20 protein-coding genes are annotated in these 19,338 nt (G+C 53.5%); 10 read left to right on the forward strand and 10 right to left on the reverse strand.

Annotated features, from left to right (window positions below; genetic code table 11):
- The gene (locus RHH27_RS11645) at nt 1-2,229 is read right to left on the reverse strand and encodes a polysaccharide biosynthesis tyrosine autokinase (protein WP_302678346.1); all 2,229 of its coding nucleotides are present in this window, start codon (nt 2,227-2,229) and stop codon (nt 1-3) included.
- Nucleotides 2,230-2,245: 16 nt separating this feature from the next.
- A complete protein-coding gene (locus RHH27_RS11650; RefSeq protein ID WP_302678347.1) occupies nt 2,246-3,367 on the reverse strand; it encodes a polysaccharide biosynthesis/export family protein in 1,122 nt (373 codons plus the stop codon).
- 111 nt (nt 3,368-3,478) lie between these two features.
- Between RHH27_RS11650 and RHH27_RS11655 the strand changes: the two genes are divergently transcribed.
- Both RHH27_RS11655 and RHH27_RS11660 read left to right on the forward strand, forming a co-directional pair.
- The gene (locus tag RHH27_RS11655; RefSeq protein WP_302677513.1) at nt 3,479-4,201 is read left to right on the forward strand and encodes an ABC transporter ATP-binding protein; all 723 of its coding nucleotides are present in this window, start codon (nt 3,479-3,481) and stop codon (nt 4,199-4,201) included.
- Between the two features lie 27 nt (nt 4,202-4,228).
- Nucleotides 4,229-4,513 (forward strand): DUF427 domain-containing protein, encoded by a 285-nt coding sequence (locus tag RHH27_RS11660; protein ID WP_206200266.1) that lies wholly within the window; start codon nt 4,229-4,231, stop codon nt 4,511-4,513.
- On the opposite strand, the gene RHH27_RS11665 is transcribed toward RHH27_RS11660, so the two are convergent.
- Complete coding sequence (locus RHH27_RS11665; protein ID WP_302678348.1) at nt 4,467-5,399, reverse strand: methylenetetrahydrofolate reductase; 933 nt, start codon at nt 5,397-5,399, stop codon at nt 4,467-4,469. The genes RHH27_RS11660 and RHH27_RS11665 overlap by 47 nt on opposite strands.
- A 55-nt stretch (nt 5,400-5,454) precedes the next feature.
- On the reverse strand, nt 5,455-6,825 hold the full coding sequence (gene glmM, locus RHH27_RS11670; RefSeq protein WP_206200268.1) for a phosphoglucosamine mutase: 1,371 nt from the start codon (nt 6,823-6,825) through the stop codon (nt 5,455-5,457).
- 183 nt (nt 6,826-7,008) lie between these two features.
- Here glmM and rfaE1 point away from each other — a divergent pair, with 183 nt between their 5' ends.
- Nucleotides 7,009-8,031 (forward strand): D-glycero-beta-D-manno-heptose-7-phosphate kinase, encoded by a 1,023-nt coding sequence (rfaE1, locus tag RHH27_RS11675; protein WP_302677510.1) that lies wholly within the window; start codon nt 7,009-7,011, stop codon nt 8,029-8,031.
- Here rfaE1 and RHH27_RS11680 read toward each other — a convergent pair.
- A complete protein-coding gene (locus tag RHH27_RS11680) occupies nt 8,028-9,713 on the reverse strand; it encodes an N-acetylmuramoyl-L-alanine amidase (RefSeq protein WP_302678349.1) in 1,686 nt (561 codons plus the stop codon). The two genes, rfaE1 and RHH27_RS11680, sit on opposite strands and share 4 nt — an antisense overlap.
- A 553-nt stretch (nt 9,714-10,266) precedes the next feature.
- Between RHH27_RS11680 and RHH27_RS11685 the strand changes: the two genes are divergently transcribed.
- Both RHH27_RS11685 and RHH27_RS11690 read left to right on the forward strand, forming a co-directional pair.
- Nucleotides 10,267-10,491 (forward strand): replication restart DNA helicase PriA, encoded by a 225-nt coding sequence (locus tag RHH27_RS11685; protein WP_149819579.1) that lies wholly within the window; start codon nt 10,267-10,269, stop codon nt 10,489-10,491.
- A 68-nt stretch (nt 10,492-10,559) separates the two neighbouring features.
- Complete coding sequence (locus tag RHH27_RS11690) at nt 10,560-10,838, forward strand: hypothetical protein (RefSeq protein WP_206200271.1); 279 nt, start codon at nt 10,560-10,562, stop codon at nt 10,836-10,838.
- Here RHH27_RS11690 and RHH27_RS11695 read toward each other — a convergent pair.
- Together RHH27_RS11695 and RHH27_RS11700 are read right to left on the reverse strand one after the other, a co-directional pair.
- Nucleotides 10,835-12,037 (reverse strand): anion transporter, encoded by a 1,203-nt coding sequence (locus tag RHH27_RS11695; protein WP_206200272.1) that lies wholly within the window; start codon nt 12,035-12,037, stop codon nt 10,835-10,837. The two genes, RHH27_RS11690 and RHH27_RS11695, sit on opposite strands and share 4 nt — an antisense overlap.
- Nucleotides 12,038-12,211 (reverse strand): hypothetical protein, encoded by a 174-nt coding sequence (locus tag RHH27_RS11700; RefSeq protein ID WP_206200273.1) that lies wholly within the window; start codon nt 12,209-12,211, stop codon nt 12,038-12,040.
- A gap of 273 nt (nt 12,212-12,484) precedes the next feature.
- Between RHH27_RS11700 and RHH27_RS11705 the strand changes: the two genes are divergently transcribed.
- Together RHH27_RS11705 and RHH27_RS11710 are read left to right on the forward strand one after the other, a co-directional pair.
- Nucleotides 12,485-12,790 (forward strand): DUF3155 domain-containing protein, encoded by a 306-nt coding sequence (locus RHH27_RS11705; protein ID WP_149819587.1) that lies wholly within the window; start codon nt 12,485-12,487, stop codon nt 12,788-12,790.
- A gap of 245 nt (nt 12,791-13,035) precedes the next feature.
- Entirely contained in the window at nt 13,036-13,881 is an 846-nt protein-coding gene (locus RHH27_RS11710; protein WP_206200274.1) for a transglutaminase family protein, read from the forward strand.
- Here RHH27_RS11710 and cax read toward each other — a convergent pair.
- Entirely contained in the window at nt 13,878-14,945 is a 1,068-nt protein-coding gene (gene cax, locus RHH27_RS11715) for a calcium/proton exchanger (RefSeq protein WP_206200275.1), read from the reverse strand. The genes RHH27_RS11710 and cax overlap by 4 nt on opposite strands.
- 97 nt (nt 14,946-15,042) lie before the next feature.
- On the reverse strand, nt 15,043-16,482 hold the full coding sequence (locus RHH27_RS11720) for a DUF3084 domain-containing protein (protein ID WP_206200276.1): 1,440 nt from the start codon (nt 16,480-16,482) through the stop codon (nt 15,043-15,045).
- Nucleotides 16,483-16,584: 102 nt separating this feature from the next.
- Here RHH27_RS11720 and xth point away from each other — a divergent pair, with 102 nt between their 5' ends.
- Nucleotides 16,585-17,370, forward strand: a complete 786-nt coding sequence (gene xth, locus RHH27_RS11725) for an exodeoxyribonuclease III (protein ID WP_302678350.1) — start codon at nt 16,585-16,587, stop codon at nt 17,368-17,370.
- Here the strand turns inward: xth and surE are convergent.
- Nucleotides 17,356-18,159 carry a 5'/3'-nucleotidase SurE gene (surE, locus tag RHH27_RS11730; RefSeq protein WP_302677506.1) on the reverse strand — a complete coding sequence of 268 codons (804 nt, stop codon included), beginning with the start codon at nt 18,157-18,159 and terminating at the stop codon, nt 17,356-17,358. The two genes, xth and surE, sit on opposite strands and share 15 nt — an antisense overlap.
- A gap of 173 nt (nt 18,160-18,332) precedes the next feature.
- Here surE and RHH27_RS11735 point away from each other — a divergent pair, with 173 nt between their 5' ends.
- Both RHH27_RS11735 and RHH27_RS11740 read left to right on the forward strand, forming a co-directional pair.
- Nucleotides 18,333-18,569 (forward strand): hypothetical protein, encoded by a 237-nt coding sequence (locus RHH27_RS11735; RefSeq protein ID WP_225901576.1) that lies wholly within the window; start codon nt 18,333-18,335, stop codon nt 18,567-18,569.
- Between the two features lie 182 nt (nt 18,570-18,751).
- Nucleotides 18,752-19,333, forward strand: coding sequence for a thioredoxin family protein (locus RHH27_RS11740; protein WP_206200279.1), 582 nt, complete (start codon nt 18,752-18,754; stop codon nt 19,331-19,333).
- Nucleotides 19,334-19,338 lie beyond the last annotated feature (5 nt).

A 19,338-nucleotide genomic window follows, 5' to 3' on the forward strand; every position in this document is an offset into this window, starting at 1 on the left:
TTAGGCGAGATTCACCACAACGCCCAGAGCGCTACCACGCCCCAAACTGTAATCTGCCAAGGCTAGTCGCACAGGCTGCTGGGGTGCTTTCAGATTCACTACCACAAGGGTCTGATCCACCAGTCCCGACCAGAGTTTGGCATCAGCAAAGTTGGCCAAGGGGGGTGTATCCACAATCACCAGATCAAAATAGTTTTTCAGGTGAGCCATGAACTGTTTGAGCGTGTCTTGGCTGAGGAGCCGCATCGGCTGTTGCCGCAACTCACCAGCGGTTAAAATTGCCAGACCGCGCCGCGCCTGAGCAACGCTATACCAGTGCCGCCGATGAATTAACCAATCCGCCAAGCCCTGTTCATTCGTCAGGCCGAGATAGCGGTGAATCTGGGGTCGCCGTAAATCCCCATCAATCAGCAGAACCCGCTGCCCCGTGCCTGCGGCAGCAAGGGCAAGATGCAGAGCAACGGTGGTGCGCCCATCAGTGGGTAGGGCTGAAATCACGGCTAACGAATGCTCCAAACCCACGGCTTGAAGGTTGGCAAACACATGGTGAAAGGTTTCCTGAAACTTCACCCATTCCCCGACAAAGGGTAGAACTTGAGTCACCTGCCACAGCCCTGAATTGCCCTTCACCGCGCGCTCTAAGCGGAGATTGGTTTGGGGGGTTGCCTTGGGAATTTTGCCAAGGAGGGGCAAGCCTAGGGCATCTTCCACTTGGGCTGGACTGACAAACGTATTGGCGGCTGCATCTGCAACATAAGTAGCCAGAACCCCCAACACAAGGCTGGCGATCGCCCCTAGCACCAACAGCAGTAAGCGCGGGAAGGTGGGTTGGACAGCGGGATTCTCTAAATCCGTCAACACCTGCCACGCAAAGTAATTCTGCGCCAGTTGTAGTTGCACTGCCTGTCGGGCTTGATTGAGCATCTCAAGGGAGAGGTTGGCCGTCCGAATCCGATGTTCAAGGCGATCAATGGCGGGGAGTTGGCTACTCAGTTGTTGTAATTGTTGGGCAACCGCCGCTTGGGGAGCCGCAAGCTCAGCATCATAGCGCCGCTGGTTTTCGTATTCAATCCACGCCGTAATGTAGTTGGTAATCAGCGTTTGTGACACTGTTCCCTGAAAGCCTAGGGCCGTGGGGTTGTCCACTTGATATTGCTCACCAATCACTTGGCGGGCGATCGCCTGCAATTGCTCCACCAAAACTCGCCGCTGTTCCTCAAGAGCTTGGATAACGGGTGTCCCTTCCCGAAAAATGGCTAGATTCTTGGCAATTTCTTGATCCAGTTCTTGAATGCGTGCCAGTTGTTGCTGATAAGCAGGGGAGGTACTTAAGTTCGCTGCTGCTAGGGCTTCTGCGGGCGTCATCTTGAGTTGTTCTTGAAACCCTTGAAAACGACCGTAGGCTTCCACGGCCTTCAGGCGAGCCGCTTGGCGCAGGCTATGGATTTGGCGATACTGTTCTGTTAAAAAGCGCAGTTGTTCTGAGGGTTGCAGGCTCGTGCCTTGGGGTTGGCTGGCTTGGAGTTGCTGCTGGAGTTGCTCTAATTCTGTAAGGTGCTGATTGATGTCTTTGTCCAGTTGCTCTAGGGTGCGATTGAGTTGTTCTTGGCGATCGCGCTGACTGTAGTCAACAAAGGCCTCTGCCACGGCCTTTAATACTGCGGTCACGATTTCTGGCTGGCGATCGCGATAGACCACTTCTAGTACTTTTGTTTGGGTCGGCAGTTGCTCTGTGGCGGAACTAACCACTGGTCGAATTTCCAGATGCTCAGCTAAGACCCGCGTGGTCAAATGAGGATACTGCTGTTGTAGTTTCTGGGCAATGGGAGCTAGTACTTTGTCACTTTCTAGAACGAGAATCTGTGACCCCACATCCACTGGAGGGGGTGTGGTTGGCGGCGGGGAGGGGAGGGTACTGGCAATGCCATCACGGGGGGTCAGGGTTGGCGCAGGCTGTGGTTCCTTCACTGGTTCCATCAGAAGGCGAAAATAGGCCTCGTACATTTCGGGTTGCCAGAAAACATACCCCCCCATGACCAAGAATGAGAGTAAAACCGTTCCTGACAGTAGTCGCCACCGTCGCCGACAGCGATCGCTAAAAGCTTGCAGCCCACCCTTTTGAGAATTCTTTCTGGTGCTGAACCGTGATGGATTTCGCTGGCGATCGCCCGCAGGACGCGCTTCGCGATCAACGACCCGTAAATTGGGTATCTTTTGTGGGAGCGACATCAGTAGTACGCCATTCTTAATTCAATAGATTGATGATAATCCCTAAGGTTCCTAAGGCGCCGATAGGCCGCAGGGCATTCCCAATCGTATCCCCCACCTGCGTCAGCGCTGACCGTTCCACCACAATCACATCCCCCTGTTGCAACACAGGATTATTGTTGGCATTGGGTTGAGCCGCCAAGCTAAAGGGAATCCGTCGCCGACTGACCGTACCATCGCGATTCAGCCGCACCAGCGTCACCCTAGACATATTGGCACGTTGCACATTGAATCCGCCAGCCGCCCCAATTCCCTGAGTGAGCGTGGCATTCGCTGGCACTTCCACCAAGCCCGGTCGCAATACTTCGCCCACAACCTGCACCCGAATCACCTGTGGCGAAAACGTCGCAGAGGCCACCCGTACCGCTTCAGCCGCATTCACTTCCTTCGCCTTGGGCACCACAATCACATCATCGCTGCGCAGCGTGATATCTTGGTTCGCATCCCCCGACTGAATCATCTCCCAAAGATTAATTCTGGTTACGGCTGTTTGGCCATTCCCCAGTTGGCGGCGTATCTCAATGTTGCGAATATCGGCCTCTTGGGTAATTCCACCGCTTTGAGCAAGGACTTGGCTCAGGCGAGGCCATGTTAAGCCACCGGAAAGGCCGATACCGGGGGCAGAAGCTGATACAGAAGTAAAAGGAACAACATAGGAGCCTGGACGGCTCACCTCACCTGCCACTAAAATCTTCATGGGGCGCGGCGTCTGCAATGTAACCGTTACTGCTGGAAAGCGCATGACTTTACTATAGGCGTTCAGAATCACCTGCTCCGCTTGGGGGAGAGTTAAGCCACCCACCATGACGCGCCCTGCCAAAGGTAGGGTGACTGAGCCATCGAGATTAACAGTGAATTGTCGTTGATTAGTAACTGTTGGTGGCAGGTTGACCACTTCAATGAAAAGCACATCCCCTGCACCTAGGAGATAGTCCTGAAGGGGGTTAATGCTGGTAAAACTATAGGAGCTTGGGCTGACGGGCATGGGTTGAGCAGTGGCCGAGCGGGGTACCATCAGTGTTGCCCCAAGGGTGAATCCACTGGCGATCGCCAGGGTGATGACGGTGTTGTGTAGCCTTGGCAATGATTTGCACCCCATGGTTCATTCTCCTCACTCACTTGTTTGTTCTACCATACGCCATCTATTCGCCACCAAGGTTATGAAAAAAGGCTTTAGAATGAGTGCAAATGGCCTTGTCACCTCATTGTAATGCTGAACCCGCCGCTCATTTGCCTAGAACAGATTTCTAAAGTGTATGGCCAGGGGGAAACGGAAGTTCACGCCCTTAGGGAGGTGAATCTCAACATTCAGCGGGGAGAGTACTGTGCAATTATGGGGGCTTCGGGGTCAGGGAAGTCCACAATGATGAATATTATTGGCTGTTTAGATCGCCCGACCTCTGGCCGCTACTTTCTCGATGGCCAAGATGTGGCACATCTCAGTGATGATGAACTCGCCCATATTCGCAATGCCAAGATTGGTTTTGTCTTTCAACAGTTTTACTTGCTGGGGCAACTCACGGCACTGGAAAATGTGATGCTACCCATGGTCTATGCCCAAGTTCCCCCCAAGGAACGGCGCGATCGCGCGATCGCTGCATTGGAACAGGTGGGGTTGGGTCACCGCCTTGAGAATCGTCCCAATCAACTCTCGGGAGGACAGCAACAACGGGTGGCGATCGCCCGCGCCATTGTCAATCAGCCGCTACTCCTGCTCGCCGATGAACCTACCGGTGCCCTTGATAGCCACACCACGGCGGAAATTCTTGCTATCTTTGGGCAACTCAATGCGGCCGGCATGACGGTAATTATGGTGACCCATGAACCCGATGTGGCGGCTGTCACGCACCGCATTATTCAGTTTCGTGACGGTCAAATTCGTTCCGATCGCCCCAATGTGCCTAGCCCGCTGACGGCACCTGCTTTATCTTAAGAAGGGGAACGACTGAGAAAAAAAGCAATGGCAAAAGCAGTTTGGAAAGGCGCAACCTTGGCCGAGAGCGATCGCTATGAAGTGGTCGAAGGCAATGTTTATTTTCCGCCAGAGGCACTCAATCCGGCCTATTTTCAGCCCAGCGATACCCACACCGTTTGTGGTTGGAAAGGCACAGCCAGCTACTACCACGTTGTTGTCAATGGTCAGGTGAACCGTGATGCGGCATGGTACTACCCCGATCCCAAGCCGGCGGCTGCCAATATCAAGGGCTATGTGGCGTTTTGGCGCGGGGTGCAGGTGACGCGCTAAGGGGAGCAATTCCCGCTCGGTTGAGAATTTCGGGAATCAAATCCTCACGGCGCACCGCCATTAAGTGCACCCCCTGGCAGAGTTCCCGCGCCTGTTGTACCTGCTCGGCAGCAATAGTTATCCCTTCATCGAGGGGATCAGCGGCAGCGGCAAGGCGATCAATAAGGTGCTGGGGAATCAGTGCACCGGGCACAGCGCGATTGATAAACAGAGCATTTTTGGCCGACTTGAGGAGAAAAATTCCAGCAAGAATGGGTCGCCCACAGCCCGCCGCAATCTGATCCATAAACTTGGCTAGCCGCTCAAAGTCAGTAATTAACTGCGTCTGGAAAAATTGAGCACCCGCTGCCAATTTGCGTTCAAACCGTTGTTGCAGGCCTGACCAACTGGCAGACTGAGGATCAACCGCTGCCCCGGCAAAAAATTGCGTCGCTCCATCGGCTAGGGGGCGATCCTCGCTATCCACCCCTTGATTCAGTTGGCCAATGACGCGCAATAGCCGCACAGACTCCAAATCAAAGACGGGTTTGGCTTGGGGATGATCGCCTGCTTTGACGGGGTCGCCCGTGAGTGCCAAAATGTTGTGCAAACCTAAAGCAGCAATGCCCATGAGATCCGCTTGCAGGGCAATGCGGTTGCGATCGCGACAGGCGATCTGGCAAATGGGTTCAAACCCCTGCTGTTGCAACAAATAGGCGGCTGCCCAAGAACTCATGCGCAACACAGCGCGACTGCCATCGGTGACATTGACCGCATGAACCCGCCCCTTGAGATGGGCTGCTTGGCGCAACATCGTACTGGCATCCCTACCCTTAGGGGGGCAAACCTCTGCGGTGATGAGAAACTCACCCTGCTCACAGGCAGCTTGAAAACGCGAGACTGACAAGGAAATGGCTAGAGCGCGACTAGGCAATTATCATACAAGCTAGTGACGCCTGTTCCTAGGCCGCTAAATAAGCAGTCACCGTCTGCACCAAGGTCTCTGTCCAATAATCAGCAACACTTTGCTGCTCGGCTTCCACCATGACGCGGATAACGGGTTCTGTCCCAGAGGCACGTACCAAGACTCGCCCGCGATCGCCCATATCCAGTTGCGCTTTGGTAATCATCTGTTGCAAAGGCTCACATTCTTGCCAGTGGAGTCGTCGCTGTCGATCGTCAACACGGACATTGCGAAGAATTTGCGGGTAGGCGGTAAAACTTTGGTCTCGCAGTTGTGCCAAGGATAGACGGGAATCCTGAACTAGGGTCGCTAAATGAACCGCTGTGAGCAAGCCATCCCCCCCCACACCATAGTGACGGCAGAGGATGTGTCCCGACTGTTCTCCCCCCAGCATGGCACCGTGGCGCAGCATCTCTGCATGGACGTATTGATCGCCCACAGCAGCCCGCACCAGTTGTCCACCCCGCGCTTGCCAAGCTCGCTCAAAGCCGAGATTTGACATCACAGTGGCGACAATCAAATCCTTGGGGAGTTGTGCCTGCGACTGAAGCCGTTGTCCCCAGAAGTAGAGAATGTGATCGCCATCAACCACCCGCCCTTGGCTATCCACCGCCAGCACGCGATCGGCATCGCCATCAAAGGCAAACCCCATAGCGGCACGGGTTTCACGGACAGCCTGTTGTAATGGTTCTAAATGGGTGGAACCGCAGTTGACATTAATGCGATCGCCATCGGCGCGATCGTGGAGAGCAATCACCTCAGCCCCTAGGGCATGGAACACCGTCGGTGCCACCGCCACCGCAGATCCCCAAGCCAAATCCAACACCACCCGCAGTCTCCGCAGCGGTTGACGATCCTCAAGGGGCGCTTGCACCGCATGGCGATAGCGCTGAAGCAATTCGGGACGATGATGCAAATGCCCCCAGTGCTCCGTATGGGGCAAGGATAGGCCAGCATTTAGGTGGGCTTCAATTTCTTTTTGCAGATCAGGGCTGAGCTTGCTGCCATCGCTGCCAAAAATTTTAATGCCGTTATCGGCGGGGGGATTGTGACTGGCGGAAATCATGGCGCCACCGATGGCTTCTGTGGTGGCCGTTAGGTAGGCAATACAGGGGGTCGGGCACAGACCCACATTCCACACTTCAAAACCAGCGGCGGTTAAGCCGGCGGCCAAGGCTGTGGCCAACATATCACTGGAGTTGCGGGAATCTTGACCAATGATAAAGGGGCGCTGGGGTGCATCCGTCCTTTGTCGCAGCACTTCTCCCACCCAATATCCCAAGCTCAAGGCCAAGTTGGGGGTTAGCAACTCCCCCGCCCGTCCACGAATGCCATCGGTTCCGAACCGAATCGGCTGCTGCCCAGTCATGGTTGATTCCTCACGCCACACCAATACTCACTATTTTCTAGTCGATCCCCTTGGCTATGCAGGAGACGATTCTTAACATTTATTTACCCTTTTTGGACTATATCATCTCTGTGAACCTTGCCCTGCGCATGGGTGTCCCCCCACAGGAGTATTCTGGATCAGCGGGAATTGAGGCAAAGCCAAATGTTACCACCCGACCTGCGCCAGCAATTGCAATCGTCCCAAGGGCGACTCCTACACCTTTTGGAGTCCTTTTCCTCAGCACGGGTACTGGTGGTGGGGGATCTCACCCTCGATGAATTTCTCACGGGTCAGGTGGAGCGTCTCTCGCGGGAAGCCCCTGTTCTGATTTTGCGCCATGAGTTTACCCGCCAAGTGCCCGGCGGCGGTGCCAATGCCATCTACAATTTGGCCAAGTTGGGTGCTCAGGTGCAGGCGGTTGGTCTGGTGGGTGTAGATCCGCAGGGGGAGGCGCTTTGTAGCATTTTTCAAGGGGCAGGGATTGATACGCGGGGCATCTTTAAGGATGGCGATCGCCCCACCGTGACGAAAACCCGTATTTCTGGCCATGCTCGCCAGTCGGTGACGCAGCAAATTGTGCGCGTGGATCGCAAGTCCGATGATCTGCCTGCCCCAGCCCTTCAGGAGGCGCTAGCGGCCTTTATTCGTCAGCAGGTGGGGACTGCCGATGCCGTGGTTTGCTCCGACTATGGCGATGGTGTCTTTACACCCCCTGTGATTGCGGCTGCCCTAGAGCATGAGCGCACGATTGTTGATACCCAACGGGATTTAGCTCGCTATCGCGGTGCTTTCCTATTTACGCCAAACCTGCCAGAAGCAGAGGCAGCGGTGGGCTACCCAATTCGCACAGAGGCGGAGGTACTGCGAGCTGGGGAAGACCTGCTGGAGTTGACGGCGGCTAAATATATGCTGATTACGCGGGGGGATGCTGGTATGAGTCTCTTTAGTCGCGAGGCGGCGCCCTACCATTTACCCGCCTTTAACCGTACGGATGTCTTTGATGTCACTGGCGCAGGCGATACCGTTGTTGCTGCTTTAACCCTTGCCCTTGTGGCGGGTGCCAGTCTTTGGGAGGCGGCAGTTTTAGGCAATTTGGCCGCCAGTATTGTCGTACGTCAGTTTGGCACAGCCACCACATCCACTGCCGAGATGGCGGCAGCCCTTCACCATTTGCTGGAAGATTAATCCCGCGTCGCCTGCTGTAACCACTCCAGAATGCCTTGAGCCAAGGTATGGGCAAGCTCAGCTTGGGCTTGGGGGTTAACAATCCACTCAAACTCCTCCGGGTGAATCATGAAGCCCAGTTCCAGCAGCACCGCAGGGGCAATTGTCGGACGAGTCAGGGCAAGGTTATTCCAAAACACACCGTACTGCTGCCGCCGCAGCCGCTGACTGAGATACCCCTCTAGGAAAACGGCAAGGTCATGGCTTTGGGGATGATACCAAAAGGCGCCAATCCCTTGGGTATTACGGGCATCGCCAGCATCGGGGAGAGCATTGTAGTGCAAGCTGAGGGCAAGGGTGGGTTGGGCTGATTCAATGGCGAGAAGGCGATCGGGCAAGTCCAGATCAATATCCTCTGTGCGCGTCAAAATGACTGTTGCCCCAAGGCGTTCTAGCTCGGGTGCCAGTTTTTGGGCCAGTGCCAATGTGACGACCTTCTCTGGCGTACCATCTGGGCCGCGTGCTCCCAAGTCCTCAGGCCCGCCATGGCCGGGATCAAGGAGAATTTTAATCCCCCGCAGGGGTTGTGTCCCCCGTTGGAGTTGGGGTGGATGACGCAGTTGCAGCACCAGCCGATTGCCTTCATAGGCCACACGATAGCCCCACTGTTGGCGATGATGCAGCGTCAAACGATACTCCACCCGCTCTTGATCAAGGGGGTACCAGTCAAGGCGCTGGATGACGGGATCGGCATCGAGGCGAATGATGTCGGTTTGGGGAATCGTGTTGTGGAGCGTTAGGGTGAACTGGCGATCGCCCTGCTGAATCGAAATCGGTACGGGCACATCCAAAGGAAAGCTGATTTCTGTCCAACCCGCAAGCTGACGGCTGGTTATACTGCGGATAGTGGCGGTGGTCGGCAGAGCACTGGAGAGGAACCGCACTTCATTGGCGCGGATCCAACCCCCATAGTCCAAATGCAGCCAATCCCCCGTTTGTCCGCGTACCCGTGCGCGTGTTCCCACTGGCAGTGGCGTCAGCCGGGAATAGTCAGTGCTAGGGCCAGTGCGGGCTACCCCCCCAAGGGAGCGGGTGACTTCCACAACTGGTAATTGCGTTGGCTCAGCTACACGAATGCGGGCACCGGGTTGGCGTTGGTTTCCTAATTGCCATTGAATCGGGCCATAGTCGCCCACTTCGGTGAGCTGGAGGCAATTGCGATAGAGAGAAGGGCGAGCAGTAACCACCTCCGCTTGATGAATCAGCGCAGCCAGATTAGAGGGCAGTTGCACTTGGGGCGGTAGGGGTTCTAGGGGCAGAATGCGCTGACCCACTTGGACTTGCACGGCGCGATCGCTGGGGGCAGCAGCGGTAAAGCAAACAATTTCATTGGCTAGGCGCACTAAATCGGCTGTTGGCTCTAGGGGTTGTAGGGTGGTCGGTACTTGGGGCACCGTGCGGGTGATGGCAAAGTCAAGGCGTTGATCCCCTGCTTGCAGGGTGATGTGATTCAATCCGGGTTGCAGGGGAAGACTGGGGGCAAAGTGTCCCGCTGGCGAGCGATCGCCAACGACCTGCCCATTGAGGGTAACGACAACTTGCGGCGGTGCTGTACCAATAAAGAAAATCCGGGGTGCGCTTGTAGTGTGCTCTCGCGGCGGATAAACCACCTGCAGAGAACCCTGTGCTACTGCTGAGGTCATTGAGCCAACGAAACATCCACTTAATAGACCAAGGCTGAACCACTTCACTGGCTACCCCCATGCACTCAACTTCTTAATATTTTCTTCAGATTATTACTATTGAGTTGTCAATGATCAGAGTTACAAACCATTACATTAAGTAAACATCGCTGAATAGAAATGCAAGTAAGGTAGATGCCTTTCTTTTCCAAAGCAGGGAGGACGTAAAGAGAATGTAATACTTTTCGAGGGCAGTTTTGCCTAGCTTGATCTTCTTCAATCTTTGTGAAAAGGGCTGTAATAAAGGTCAATCACCTCTCAGAAAAGCGAAGCAAGTTTCTCTAAGGCCATTTGTAGAATTCCTTGATCCCCGTCGAATTAGCATATTTTTTAACATTGGGATCATTGCCATCGCTAGAAAATCCATCCATAATAAAAAGTGTCCTCTCTCATAAACTCCCTTAATGTTGCGCAATACTATTTGTTGAGTTTTGTTGTTTTGAAACGCAGATTTGCGCAACGCCTTTTATCACAAGTTCCTACACACCAAAAAGAATTTAAGGATTATTTAACTATGGTTACCATGCAAACGATTCACTGTCCTCACTGTGGTAAATTAGCCCTTCGCCAACGCTATGGCTCCGTGAGTCACACCCAGTGTCCCCACTGTGATTACGTCCTAACGATGTGCGATCGCACAGGACGGGTGCTAGAGGCCTACACGCCTGAAATTACCCATGTGGGTCAGTATGGCGCCAATCTCACCTGCACCATAGAGCGAACACGGGCACTGTGCTAGCAAGAATTCATTAGAAGAATCTAAAGATTGATGAGGAAAATCCTGAGAGTTGTTAAGATAGTTTACATATGGCTATCTTACTTCTACTGGTACTGGCATTGGTGCTGTGGTCGGTGCGACTCCTCCACGGTGCCTACCGCCTCCGGGATTTTTCCTTACTGCTGGCCAGTGGCCTCGTGGCCATCTCAGCGGGAGGCGTGATTTTTGTCTATAGCCTGATGAATGGCTGTGTCGGCTATCTCAGTCAAGGGCAGCCCATTCCTGAATCCGATGCGCCTGTTATTCTGTCTGACGTGGCCTACTTTGAGAGTGCCTCTGGAGCAACGACCCCAACCTTTAGCCCCTAGGTCTGACTCACGATCCAAACGTAGGCGATCGCCAGCGTCAACACTGTGAGCGGTGCACCAAAGCGCAAGTGCTGCCAAAAGGAAAACCGCTGTCCTGAGCTAGCAGCGGCCTCAACTGTAATTAAATTAGCCACAGCACCAAAAAGCGTAAGATTGCCCGCGAGGGTACTTGTGGCTGCCAGTAGGTACCAGAGTTGATCGGCACCTTTGGGGATAAACTGTGCGAGCAGCAGCACCGTGGGCACGTTAGAAATTAAATTTGACAGCAGTGCTGTAATCACCACGAGGGGCAAGGGCTGATTCACCCAAGGGCGCAAAACGGCTAATAAATCAAAGTTTTGAATACAGCGGGTAAGAATAAACAGACCCGCAAACAGAACCAATAGTGACCAATCCACCTGAGCAAGGATGCGCTCTGGCTTCACCCGACGGGTGACCAGTAAAGCTGCTGCCGCCAAAAGAGAGGATTCTGCCAAGGGAAAGCCGAGCAGAAAGGCCAAAAACATCAGCCCAGAGACAATCAGTGTCTTGTGGAGTAACCCTTTTTGCACCTGCACCGGTTGGAGCGTAGCCAATGTACAGGGTTGGCGCGATCGCACCTCCGGATAGAGCCACCCCAACCAAGCCACTTGCAGCCCTAACCCCAGCACTGCGACGGGAACCATCACTTGGGCAAACGGCAGATATCCTAACTCGGAAAACGATCCCACGAGGATATTTTGGGGGTTGCCGCTGAGGGTGGCCACAGAACCGATATTCGTTGCCGCGGCGATCGCCAGCAGATAGGGCACTGGATTTAAGCCCAAGACATGGGTAATGCGCAGGGTTAAAGGCGTCGTCACAAGGGCAAGGGTGTCGTTGAGAAAGACCGCCGACAACATTCCTGTAGCTACAGTGAGAAACACCAGTAGCCCCAAGGGACTGCCACTAAAGCGCACCACCGTCACCATCGCTATTTGAAAAAAGCCGCTCAAGCCCAGATAAGCATTGACAATCATCATGCTCAACAGAAACACAATGGTCTGGGGATCAATGGCTTGCCATGCAGTGGGTAGATCAATCGCCCCTAAGGCAATCAAAAGAGCCGCACTCACAAGGGCGATCGTTGCGCGATTCATACATAGCCCCGGCACCCCCCCAAGGGCTAAGGCACTGTAGCTGAGGGCAAGGATCAGAAGTTGCAGGAGAGACCGCAGCACCTACTGTTGGGTTTGAATTTTCTTGGCCTCTAGGGCATCGAGCAATTCCCCAAGCGCTGCCATGTCATCACCGTCATATTCCCGCTTCCACAACAGTTGGGAAATTTGGTTTTCAATGGCTGAGGTTAACACTTGGGTTTCGAGCACCCGTTGCACTAAGCGTTGGCTCATCATAGGGGTTCAGCAGCTTAGACAGTCGTTCTCTAGGGTAGCCCATTGGCTGTGGGGCAAATGGAAGGAACCACTTTCTCAAGTGGCACAATTTGCTATAGTGGGGTCACTGGGATCAGCAAAGCGTTGATCCTAAGCTGGGGATCGTTGTCCCGTCAATAAATCGTGTTTCGATAAATTAAGGAAAGTTGAAATTCTAGGATACACCAGATATACTAAAGGGCGACTTTTGTAAACTCAATAACAGTTCTTTGAAGGCAAAGGAGGTAAGGCAACTTGGCCAGAAGACGGAAGCGGAAGAGCCGGCGGCGTCTCGAAGGACGCAAAATCCTTGAGTGCGTACCTCAATATAGCATCGAAAGTGGCGAAGATAAACCTGTGACAGCGGCACGAAAATTTATTCAAGCCAAGGGGATCACCCCACCCGCTTTACTTCTTGTTAAGCGGAATGAGCACACCACCGATCGCTACTTCTGGGCAGAAAAGGGCTTGTTTGGTGCGCAGTACGTTGAAGAAAACCACTTTTTATTCCCTAGCCTAAGGGAACTGGCAGAAGAGAAAATGGCAGCCACGACTCGTTAGGCTGTTTTTTTTACAAACATCTGTTTTATTGAGGAGTCAGGATCTGTTCTTGACTCTTTTTGCTTTGGTAGTGAGAGGATCTAGGGTGTGGTCTAAAGATTTGATCTTTTTACGCCATTTACTTATGGCAATTTGGAAACTGTCCCCTACAATAGAAATAGCGGAGACGCACGTTTCCGTTCACTCCTCACACCACACCCCGCCTGGACAGTTATTGGTTCGGGCGGCTTCCTTTTAGATATGAAATGGAATACCGCATTTATCATCAAACTAGCTACACCTACAGCGCCCCTGTTGCCCTTGCCCCCCATGATTTACGCTTGATCCCGCGTAGTGATGGCCACCAACGCCTGCGATCGCTCTCCCTCCAAATTTTACCAACTCCCCAAGGCCAAAGTACTGTCCTCGATGTCCATGGCAATCACATTCAACGCTACTGGTGGTCACCACAGCCCACCACCTCCCTGATGATTCAGGTCACCTCTGAAGTAGAAACCTATTGCGACAACCCCTTTAACTATCTGCTTGACTCGTGGGCAGTCACCCTCCCTTTTAACTATCCGCAGCGACTGGCAACTAGCTTGCATCCCTATCTATCACCGTCAGTGGATCCTGTTGCCTATGAATTGGCTTGGCAAATTTTAGCCAGTGGCGATGGCAGTGTCCTCACATTTCTCAGTGACCTCAATAACAAAATTTACCGTACCTGTCAGCACCAAATTCGTGAAACCGGTGCCCCTTGGCCCCCCTGTGTGACTTGGGCAAAACAAATGGGTTCCTGTCGCGATACAGCCGTCTTGTTTATCCATGCCTGTCGGGCTGTGGGCTTAGCGGCGCGGTTTGTCAGTGGCTATCAGGAAGGAGACTTGGATAATCCTGAACGGCACCTCCATGCTTGGGTAGAAGTGTATTTGCCGGGGGCAGGCTGGCGCGGCTATGATCCCACCCACGGCCTAGCGGTGAGCGATCGCCACATTGCCCTTGTGGCTGCCGCTGATCCGACGGATGCTGCCCCCATTCAAGGTACCCTGCGGGGACAAGGGGTGACCTCAACCATGACCTATCAACTACAGATTCAGCGCCTCTCCTAGGTATGGAAGAAAAAGGCGGTGCCGAGAATCCCATAGGTGGCCAACAGCAGCGCCCCCTCCAGCCAGTTGGAGCGGCCATCTAGGCTAATCACATTAGCAATCACGACCGCAATAATCACCGTCACCACTTCAAAAAGACTAAAGTTTAAATCCATCGGCTGACCAATAAACTGGCCAATCAGCACCAGCACAGGTGCCACCAAGAGCGCCACCAAGAGGGATGAACCCAAGGCGATGGACACGGACAAATCCATATTGTTTTTCAGGGCAACCCCCACCGCAGTCACATATTCCGCTGCACCGCCCACCAACGGCAAGAGGATGACCCCAGTAAATAGGGGCGTTAGACCCAAGCCCTCCGTTGCTGCTTCAACTGCGCCGACAAAAATTTCTGACTCAAAGGCTACGCCAATCGTGGCAATCATTAGAACCGTGATCCACAGGGGCAGGTTCGGCTTTTCATGGTGCCCCGCTTCGTCCCCCAGTTCCACCTGACTGACATCGTAAAGATAGCTGTGGGTTTTCAAAGAAAAGAGTAACGTTAGTCCATAGACCAGAATCAGAATGATGGCGGCCACCACTGACATTTTGGAAATTGCGGTTGGCGGCACACTGCTGGAGGTGTAAATGACCATTGCCGGTAGGAGAATCGCGGCGATCGCCACCGTCATCGAGGAAGCATTCACCCGTGCCACCACTGGGGCAAAGGATTGCTCCTTGTAGCGAATGCCCCCCAGCAGCATGGATAACCCCATCACCAGCAAAAGGTTCGCCATCAGGGTGCCCGTAATACTGGCTTTGACAATATCTACTAAACCCGCTCGCAGCGCCACAATAGCAATAATCAGTTCCGTTGCATTGCCAAAGAGGGCATTCAAGAGGCCACCGATCGTCGGCCCCGTGGCAAGTGCCACCTCCTCTGTTGCGGTGCTCAACCAAATCGCCAAGGGCACGATCGCCAGTGCTGCCAAAATAAAGACCGTGAGGGCACCCCATGCCAGTTTTTCAGCGGCAATAGAGAGGGGAATAAACACCAAAAAACCAATCGAAACCAGTCGCTTCATGGGGGCACCCCTTACATGGTGAACGGAGAAAAATCTCCTCTATCCTAGCCTGCGGTTTGATGAATCCAGCCCAATTCGCGGGAAATGATGCTGATGCCTAACCACTGCGCAGGATCACCCGCTGATTTTGGCGGGCGACAAGGGAAAGGGTGAGAGGGCCAGCGGTATAAACAGAGGTGGGGGTAACTGCACTAATATCAATCGTCCCTTGGTGATCTTTGAGGTCGAGGACAAATTTCACCAGTTCAATTTGGCGAAAGGAGCCAACACTGCCAGTCACAGGATCGGGGAGGACACCCGAGGCGATCGCCCGCTGATTACTGACCGTAAACAACTGATCCAAGCGTTGCAAAATTTGCTCATCGGTCATCTGGCTCGGATCCAAGGAAATGGTAGCTAGATTCTCACCCTCGCGGAAAACCTCCTGATTGCGCGCCACTTGGGGCACCACAAGAATGTTACTTTCCCCCTGTAGATAATTGGCCGCAGCTAAAATGCGCACCACATAGGGCTGGCCATCACTAATTTGGCTGCGCAGGCGGTTCACGTCTTCGGTGGTAATTTGAATCACCTGATCCGTCGGTTTGAGGTTCTGGGGACGATTCAGGACAATGGCATTGCGCCGCGCCTCCCGCAGGAGTTCTTCAATAACTTGGGTGGCCTGAGCCGGATCCTTGACATGTTGAATCACTGCAGAGGCCAAGACTTGCCCCGTGCGAATGGCGATCGTCCCCCGCCGTAATCCTAGCAAAAGGATGCTCACGTTTTCCTCAAGGCGTTGGCGACTGGCCTCAAGGGCAGCAATTTCCTGCTGAAGCGTGCGCTGTTGATTGCGTAACACCTGCTGCTGCTGATTGGCAACGGCCAGTTGATCCTGAATGCGATCAATCTCTGCTTGGAGACGATCCTTTTGACCTTCCACCTCGGCAAGGCGCTGTTGAGCCGTGCGAATGGCAGTTTCTAGGGCTGCTTTTTGGCTAGCCACATCCTCGAGGCGGCCTTGGATGGCTTGTCGCTCCCGTTGCAAACGCTGAATTTCTTGCCGCAGGCGTGCCCCTTGGGCTTCAAAGTTTTCGAGGTCTTTTTGGGCTTGGGTGTAGCGGTCTTGAAGTTGCTTGAGTTCTGCTTCTGTGAGGGTTTGACGATTGACGGCCTGCTCTAGGACTTGGTTGGTTTGACTAAGGCGTTGGCGAATGTTGGCCAGTTCAATTTGGGATTGTGCCAGTTCCGCCTCAATTTCATCCTTTTGGGCACGGGTTTCGGCGAGTTCTTGTTCAGCCGCCGCTTGTTGACGGCGAATCGTATCAATGCGCAGCACGCCATCGCGCAATTCACGGCTGAGGGCAAAGAGGATGGCAAGGGTGGAGGCAGAAATTAAACTGCCTGTGAGAATGGTAATCAGGACAGCTGTCTGTCGAGGCCGCAAATTAAACCAGCTCAATCGGGCTTTGCCCACTTTTGAGCCAAGGCGATCGCCCACCGTCGCGATCGCGCCCCCAAGAATAATCACGGCCAACACCAAAACATACCCAGCCATATTTCGGGTACTGCTGCCACTCCCCAACTATACTTTCTACAGTATGTGCCGATGCTGCCCCCTATAACGGTTTGGGCAAATCACTTTGACTGAAATCAACCGATGCCAAAAATTGCTACTTGGAACGTCAACTCAATTCGCACTCGCCTTGACCATGTGTGCCAATGGTTAGACACCACTGGAGTGGACTATCTCTGTCTTCAGGAGACCAAAGTCACAGATGCTGAGTTCCCGCGTCAGCCCTTTCTGGATCGTGGGTATCAAGTTTATTGTAGTGGCCAAAAGGCCTACAACGGGGTGGCCATTCTCAGTCGTCAGCCTCTTGCGGGCGTAGAAGCAGGCTTTGCCCCCCAATTACCCAGTCACAGTGAGTTGGATACGCAAAAACGACTGATTCGCGCCCAATTAGCTCCTGATGTCACCTTGGTAAATGTCTATATTCCCAACGGTGGAGAGTACGACAGTGAGAAATACCACTATAAGCTGCACTGGTTAAAAACCCTCCATGTGTATCTCGAGCAGCTCACTGCCCAAGGGGAGGTGATTCTCTGTGGTGATTTTAATATTGCCCCAGAAGATAAAGACCTTTTTGATGCTAGCGATCGCGCCACAAAAGTGGGAGCCACCGACGCCGAACGCAACCTTTTAGCGGCCATTCGTAACCTTGGCTTCCACGATGCCTTTCGCCACTTTACCGAGGAGCCTGGGCACTACTCTTGGTGGGATTATCGCGCTAATGCCTTTCGCCGCAATCACGGCTGGCGCATTGATCACCTCTACCTTACCCCTAGCATCACAGCCCGGGCCTGCAACTGTTACATTGATACTGCCCCGCGGCGCTTACCCAAGCCCAGTGATCATGCACCCGTGATCCTAGAGATTGAATAGAGGCTGTACAGTGGGCTGGCGCAGCCATTCCGTTAAATCCTGCACCCCTTGACCGTAGGTAAGATCAAAGGTCAACGGCGTAATACTAATCAGATTTTGGGCAATGGCTTCCACATCCGTGGGGGCTTGATTGGGGTCTTGGGGATATTCTTCAACCACTTCACCAGCGAGCCAGTAGTAGGTTTTGCCGCGAGGGTCAATGCGCTTCTGGAACAGGTCATGGTAGCGCCGAATCCCCTGTCGTGTAATGACAACGCCAGCAATTTCACTGGCAGGCAGCGCCGGTACATTCACATTGAGGAGCATCTTTGGGGGCAGGGGGGCGGTTTCCAGCGCCTTGAGGAGACGACTGGCAAAGTCAGCGGCTGGCTGAAAGTCATGAACTGTGAAACTGGTGAGGCTAATGGCAATACTGGGAATTCCCTCAATCACCCCCTCCATGGCAGCAGACACTGTGCCGGAGTAAAGAATATCCGTGCCGAGGTTGGAGCCTTGGTTAATCCCAGAAACGACAAAATCTGGGGGTTCCTCTAGGAGGGCACCAAGGGCGAGTTTGACACAGTCAGAGGGGGTACCGGAGCAGGCCCACGCCTTAATACTGGGGTGAAAGCGATCGCTAACGACTTCGGCGCGAATCGGATCAAAGACCGTGAGGCTATGCCCTGTAGCAGAGCGTTCGCGATCCGGACACACAACCACGACTTCATGGCCAGCGATCGCCAGCGTATCTGCTAACGCCCGAATACCGGGGGCAAAGACCCCATCATCATTAGCAATGAGTAACCGCATTTCCTGCCCCCTGAATCGTGAAGTATTGGCAAAACATTACAGTTGATTGCAAATCGCAACACCCTCCCTGAGAAATGTTAACCTCTAAAAGGGTTAAGTGACGCACCCCACCCTGCCGAACAGTTTGAACGCACCATTCCTGACATGACCGCTTTTGGGGATTGACAGGATCTATGGAACGCCTACTGAACTATCAGTTGAAGGAGAACACTGTGTCTGTGCATCAAAGTCATCCGCTACTCCGCGAAGACCTCAGCGAATACGTTGCCCATTTGCAACTGCACATGGCACTCCAAGCGCGCAATTTGGTGCCTGCCCTGAAACACACCAGCGACAGCCGCGAGCAACTTCTCCATCAAACCCAAGCCACCTTTGAGAAGCACGTCTCCCGTCAAAGCTATATTGGCTAAAGCAATTTTTCTCTGTGCTCAAAAATTAAAACCGATGATATCTAAGCAGGAGTGATCTTGCTGCTTTTTGCGTTCGTTGGGGGAGTTGCTCCTCTCACCACTTTGAGGAACGATCGCAACAGAGTACACTAGGGACGATATTGCTATTTGTAACACTCTTGCCAGCGTTCTCAGGAGGTTTTATGGCGCGGACAGAGTCCACGATGCTTGCCCTTGGTACTGTTGCTCCCGATTTTCAGCTGCCCGATGTGGTGAGTGGGCAAACGATTTCCCTCAGTAGCTTTGCCGATAAGAAAGCCCTACTGGTGATGTTTATTTGTCGCCACTGCCCCTACGTAAAACACGTCCAAGAGGAACTGGCGAAGCTGGGGCGCGACTACAAAGACACAGACTTAGGGATTGTTGCCATTAGTGCCAATGACGCTGCCAACTATCCCGATGATGCCCCAGAGTCCCTGAAGGCGATGGCCACTGAACTAGGGTTTACATTTCCGCTTTGCTACGACGAGAGCCAAGAAACGGCCAAGGCTTACACGGCAGCCTGTACACCGGACTTTTTCCTGTTTGATGGCGATCGCAAGCTTGTGTATCGTGGACAGCTCGATGATAGCCGCCCCCAGAATGGCTTACCGGTGACTGGGAAAGACTTGCGTGCAGCCATTGATGCCGTGTTAGCTGGTCAAACCCCCAGCGAAGATCAAAAACCGAGTCTCGGCTGTAATATCAAGTGGAAAGCGGGGAATGAGCCCGCCTATTATGGCTAAGGGTC

The organism is Thermosynechococcus sp. PP555, assembly GCF_031583225.1.
GTDB lineage: Bacteria > Cyanobacteriota > Cyanobacteriia > Thermosynechococcales > Thermosynechococcaceae > Thermosynechococcus.